The organism is Pseudomonas sp. NBRC 111130 (assembly GCF_001320485.1).
GTDB lineage: Bacteria > Pseudomonadota > Gammaproteobacteria > Pseudomonadales > Pseudomonadaceae > Aquipseudomonas > Aquipseudomonas vlassakiae.
Window position 1 is genome coordinate 1 of sequence record NZ_BCBG01000082.1, and the last position, 5,360, is coordinate 5,360.

Genomic DNA, 5,360 nt, shown 5'->3' on the forward strand with positions numbered 1-5,360 from the left:
CGTGCCCGCGAAAAGGCCGGTACTGCCACTACAAACTTCAATGCCGTGCGCAATCCCTCCTATTCTCAATAGCTCACTTCGGTTCGTGCACTGAGGAGACACGACCATGAGCTACGTAACCACGAAGGATGGCGTTCAGATTTTCTACAAGGACTGGGGACCGCGCGATGCGCAGGTCATCCACTTCCACCATGGCTGGCCGCTCAGCGCTGATGACTGGGACGCACAGATGCTGTTCTTCCTGGCCAAGGGCTTTCGCGTGGTCGCCCACGACCGCCGCGGCCACGGGCGCTCCAGCCAGGTATGGGACGGCCACGACATGGACCACTATGCCGACGATGTCGCAGCCGTGGTCGACCACCTGGGCATCCAGGGCGCGGTGCATGTTGGCCATTCCACCGGTGGCGGCGAAGTGGTGCGCTACATGGCCCGGTATCCTGGTGACCCGGTGGCCAAGGCCGTGCTGATCGCCGCCGTGCCACCGTTGATGGTGCAGACGCCGGCCAATCCTGGCGGCCTGCCCAAGTCGGTGTTCGACAACTTCCAGGCCCAGGTCGCCAGCAACCGTGCACAGTTCTACCGGGATGTTCCGACGGGTCCGTTCTATGGCTACAACCGACCGGGTGTGCAAGCGTCGGAAGGCGTCATCGGCAACTGGTGGCGCCAGGGCATGATCGGAAGCGCCAAGGCGCATTACGACGGCATCGTGGCGTTCTCGCAGACCGATTTCTCCGAGGATCTCAAGGGTATCAAGCAGCCGGTGCTGGTGATGCATGGGGATGATGACCAGATCGTGCCCTACGAGAATTCCGGGCCGCGGTCAGCCAAGTTGCTGCCCAATGGCACCTTGAAGACCTACAAGGGGTACCCGCATGGCATGCCGACCACCCATGCCGATGTGATCAATGCGGATCTGCTGGCGTTCATCCAGAGCTGATAGGGTTTGCAGTACCGGCCTCTTCGCGGGCAAGCCCGCTCCCACAGGTTTCGCGCCAACTTCAAGACCTGTGCAATACCTTTGGGAGCGGGTTCACCCGCGAAAGGGCCGGCACTGGCAACCGTTTGCGCCCAGGATTACCATGTCCCCTTCTAGCGCGGCCATTTGCCGCACGCCCTGCCCTCTGCCAGTCAGCCCCCATGCCCTTCGAACTCACCGTAGAACCGCTCACCTTACTGATCCTCGCCCTGGTCGCCTTCGTCGCCGGTTTCATCGATGCCATCGCCGGTGGCGGCGGCCTGCTGACCACTCCGGCGCTACTCACCGCCGGCATGCCGCCACACCTGGTTCTCGGCACCAACAAGCTCAGCTCGACCTTCGGCTCGGCCACCGCCGGCTTCACCTACTACAAGCGCAAGCTATTCCACCCGGCGCAATGGCGCCCCGCCCTGCTCGCGACCTTGGTTGGCGCCTCGATCGGTGCAATGGTGGCCCACTACATGCCAGCCGAGTGGCTGAACAAGATGCTGCCGGTGATCGTCTTCGCCTGTGGCATCTACCTGCTGTTCGGCGGCACGCCCAAGGCACCGCTGGATGCCGATGCGCCGATCAAGAAGAAATGGCAGTTCCCCCAAGGCTTCACCCTCGGTTTCTACGACGGTGTGGCCGGCCCCGGCACCGGTGCGTTCTGGACCGTCAGCACGCTGCTGCTCTACCCCATCGACTTGGTCCGCGCCAGCGGCGTGGCGCGCAGCATGAACTTCGTCAGCAACATCGCGGCGCTGACCGTGTTCATCATTTCCGGGCAGGTGGATTACATCGTTGGCCTGTGCATGGGCCTGTCGGTGATGGTCGGCGCCTTCTTCGGCGCACGCACGGCGATCAGCGGCGGCAGCAAGTTCATCCGCCCGGTGTTCATCACCGTGGTGCTGGCGCTGACCGTGCGCCTGGCGTGGCAGCACTGGTTCGGGTTGGTATGACCCCACCTATTCCTTACGGCGTATTCGGCCAACGGGATTGAAAGTTATCGGGGTGGCGGTTCTTCGAACGTACGGTATTGGAGGTAGCTCGAAAAGCCCTAACCAGGGATGATTTTCTGCTTGCGTGTTCATAAACCAATCGTCAGGCGTCAGCACATTGTGACGGTATCCAATCACTGGTCTATTCAACGCATTAGCGACTTCCTGTGCTGCACCGCTCGCCCCTGACTTGCAAGCAATCAGATAAATTGGCTTATTTGGATCGGCTCGATAAGATTTCAACCCCTTCAGTCTAGGAGCAATTTCCTTCATTGCTACTTTTTTGGCAGATACCATATTCCCATGTTCATTCATAAGCCGCGGGCTGCCGTCAGCGTGGCCATGCGTTACAAACCCCGCGTTACCAGTCTTAAAAACTTCCTTATGAAATGTGGTTGATGAGACCCCCTTCCGACCCGGGAACAAAACTTGATAATCGTCCTCAAAAGTTATCGATTTTTGGAATAATGCCTTAAGCCAGCTCATGCGCCCTGATGGATCAACACGATTAACAGGATCACTAGCGCAATAAGCATAAGTATTTATTCCACCCCTATCAAATGGGCTCAAGATGTCGGGCGAAAGAAACCTTTGCAATGCACAACTGAGAGCTCTATAGCCATTACCCAGCATGTAAAAGCCTGTAAAGGAGTCTCGCAACTGCGCGTTGAATCCCAGTAGCGATTCAGTTGTGTCAGTACGGTTATAACCATAAGGCGTATAGCCGCGAGAGACAGGTAATTTGGCGCGACCACCGTAATGCATAAGACTCTCCTTTAAATCGCCGCCACAACTCTGCTGCCGGGGACTAAACTGAGATCAACGTAGGCATTTCCCCTCCAGGTTAACGGCCCCTGCCATTGTAAAGTTCAATTCGGGCTCAGCAACTATCAGAAATGACAGTCCCCTTGATAACCACAAACCTAGCGTGGCAGCACTGGTTCGGGCAGGCCTACGCGGCGCGCCACATAAAGGTCGATCAAGTATCGGGCGATGGACCGCCCGGCCGGCAGCGGCGGCAGGTCATGGACGCTGAACCACTTGGCGTCCTCGATCTCGTCCGGCTGCATGACAATCTCGCCCCCGGCGTATTCGGCATGGAAGCCCAGCATCATCGAGTGCGGGAACGGCCAGCACTGGCTGCCGATGTACTGGATGTTGCGCACCTCCACCGCCACCTCTTCGCGCACCTCTCGTACCAGGCAGTCTTCGGCGGATTCGCCCGGTTCGGCAAAGCCCGCCAGGGTGCTGTACACGCCTGTGACGAAGCGCGGCGAACGGGCCAACAGGATCTCGTCGCCACGGGTCACCAGTACGATCATGCTCGGCGAGATGCGCGGATAGCTGCGCAGGTCGCAGGGCTGGCAGTACATCGCCCGCTCCCAGCGGATCTGCGTCATCGCCTGGCCGCAGCTGCCGCAGAAGCGGTGCTCGCGGGCCCAGGTGCCGATCTGCGCGGCATAGCCCAGCACCTTGTAGGTGTCGAAGTCGCCTTCCAGCATGAACGCGCGCAGGCCACGCCAACTGCAACCCGGTACTTCGGTCGCGCTGCGCAGCTCCAGCAGGAATACCGGCTCGCCATCGAAATGGCCGATACCGTGCTCGCACAGCACGTCCAGGTCCTGCCGCTTGAGCCAGTCGCGGGGGAACAGCGCGCCGTTGGCGTCCACCAGGAACCCTTCCGGGCTGCGGGCCACGGCCAGCCCCCCGGTGATCTGTGGGTCGAGTACTGCGGTAGTCCAGCGAGCTGACATGTCGGGGGTTCCTTTGCTGCGTCCCCCGGCCCGGTCAGTCGGCGAACGTCGGTTTCTGTTTGCTCATGTGCGCCGCCACGGCCACGCGCAGGTCTTCGGACTGCAGCATCGCGGCGTTCCAGGTGGCGATGTAGTCCAGGCCATCGTCGATGCGATGGTCACGCATGTAGCTGAGCATCTCCTTGGTGCCGGCCACGGCGATCGGCGATTTTGCGGCAATCTCGCGAGCGATGGCAAAAACCCCGTCGAGCAACGCGGCCTGATCATCATAGACCCGGTTGACCAGGCCGATGCGCAACGCCTCGTCAGCCTCAACATTGCGCCCGGTGAAGGCCAGCTCACGCATGATGCCGTCGCCGATGATACGTGGCAAACGTTGCAAGGTGCCGACATCGGCGGCCATGCCCATGTCGATTTCCTTGATCGAGAATTGCGCATCGCGGCTGCAATAGCGCATGTCGCAGGCCGAGATCAGGTCGATGGCGCCGCCAATGCAGTAGCCCTGGACCGCCGCCAGCACCGGCTTGCGGCAGTTGTCCACGGCATTGAAGGAGGCCTGCAGGCGCTGGATGGTCTTGCGCAGGAAGCGTGCGTTGCGGCCAACATCCTTGCCCATCTGCCCGGCCAGCGACGCCAGCATCATCAGGTCGATACCGGCGGAAAAGTGCTTGCCGGCACCGCTGATCACCACTGCGCGAACGGCCTCGGTGTCGTCGATCCACTGGAAGACATCGACGATTTCCGTCCAGAAGGCCGCGTTCATGGCGTTGATCTTTTCCGGGCGGTTGATCTGCACATGGGCGATGTTGTCGGTCAGTTCGACCTTGAGCGCGGTGTATTCGGTCACGGGCGGCACTCCTGTGGGGAAAGGATTCACGGCATGGATGGTAACCCAGGCAGGTGACCGTGCTTGTGCCAAAAACGGGACTGCATGCCCTGTCGAAATCGCCGCGCGCCGTTCGACCATAGGGTGAATCATCACATCGGCAAGCCTTTCAGGAGAGCCCCATGCGCAAACTTATCGTAGCCGCCTTCGTCAGCCTCGACGGGGTCATGCAGGCCCCCGGTGGCCCTCAGGAAGACACCAGCGGTGGTTTCACCTTTGGCGGTTGGCTCGTGCCCCATGCCGAGGAAGTGTTTGGCCAGGCCATGCAGGCGTTGTTCAGCCAACGGTTCGAATTGCTGCTGGGGCGGCGCACCTATGACATCTTTGCCGGCTACTGGCCGAAGGTGAAAGACGATACCGAGGACTTCTCCATCGCCAAGCTGTTCAACAGCGTGGCCAAGCATGTCGCCACCCATGATCCCGACAGTCTCGAATGGCATAACAGCCATGCGCTGGGCGCGGATATTGTGTCAGCGGTGCGAGCCCTGAAGCAGCAGCACGGCGCTGATCTGCTGACCCAGGGCAGTGGCAATCTGGTGCAGCAACTGCTCGCCGCCGGGCTGGTCGATGAGCTTCAGTTGCTCATTCACCCTGTGTTGCTGGGGCATGGCAAGCGGTTGTTCAGTGATAATGCGGCGCCTGGGGTTTTCACCCTGAAACATTCGCAGGTAACGCCGAAGGGCGTGATCATTGCCCGCTATGTGCGTAAGGGCGAAGTCGAGACGGGATCGTTTGATTTACCGCCGGAGAATGGGTGAGGGCTG

At 60.4% G+C, this 5,360-nt stretch carries 6 protein-coding genes; 3 read left to right on the forward strand and 3 right to left on the reverse strand.

Going from position 1 to position 5,360, the window contains the following annotated elements; translation table 11 throughout:
* Positions 1-106 precede the first annotated feature (106 nt).
* Together APH33_RS22385 and APH33_RS22390 are read left to right on the forward strand one after the other, a co-directional pair.
* On the forward strand, positions 107-937 hold the full coding sequence (locus APH33_RS22385) for an alpha/beta fold hydrolase (RefSeq protein ID WP_054887232.1): 831 nt from the start codon (positions 107-109) through the stop codon (positions 935-937).
* A gap of 200 nt (positions 938-1,137) precedes the next feature.
* Positions 1,138-1,917, forward strand: a complete 780-nt coding sequence (locus tag APH33_RS22390) for a TSUP family transporter (RefSeq protein WP_054887233.1) — start codon at positions 1,138-1,140, stop codon at positions 1,915-1,917.
* Positions 1,918-1,923: 6 nt separating this feature from the next.
* On the opposite strand, the gene APH33_RS26930 is transcribed toward APH33_RS22390, so the two are convergent.
* From APH33_RS26930 to APH33_RS22400, 3 genes are all read right to left on the reverse strand, one after another.
* Positions 1,924-2,721, reverse strand: coding sequence for an RHS repeat-associated core domain-containing protein (locus APH33_RS26930; protein ID WP_082433684.1), 798 nt, complete (start codon positions 2,719-2,721; stop codon positions 1,924-1,926).
* 158 nt (positions 2,722-2,879) lie between these two features.
* Entirely contained in the window at positions 2,880-3,710 is an 831-nt protein-coding gene (gene nudC / locus APH33_RS22395) for an NAD(+) diphosphatase (protein WP_054887234.1), read from the reverse strand.
* Positions 3,711-3,744: 34 nt separating this feature from the next.
* Entirely contained in the window at positions 3,745-4,557 is an 813-nt protein-coding gene (locus tag APH33_RS22400; protein WP_054887235.1) for a crotonase/enoyl-CoA hydratase family protein, read from the reverse strand.
* 161 nt (positions 4,558-4,718) lie between these two features.
* Between APH33_RS22400 and APH33_RS22405 the strand changes: the two genes are divergently transcribed.
* Complete coding sequence (locus tag APH33_RS22405; protein ID WP_054887236.1) at positions 4,719-5,354, forward strand: dihydrofolate reductase family protein; 636 nt, start codon at positions 4,719-4,721, stop codon at positions 5,352-5,354.
* The last annotated feature ends 6 nt before the right edge of the window (positions 5,355-5,360 follow it).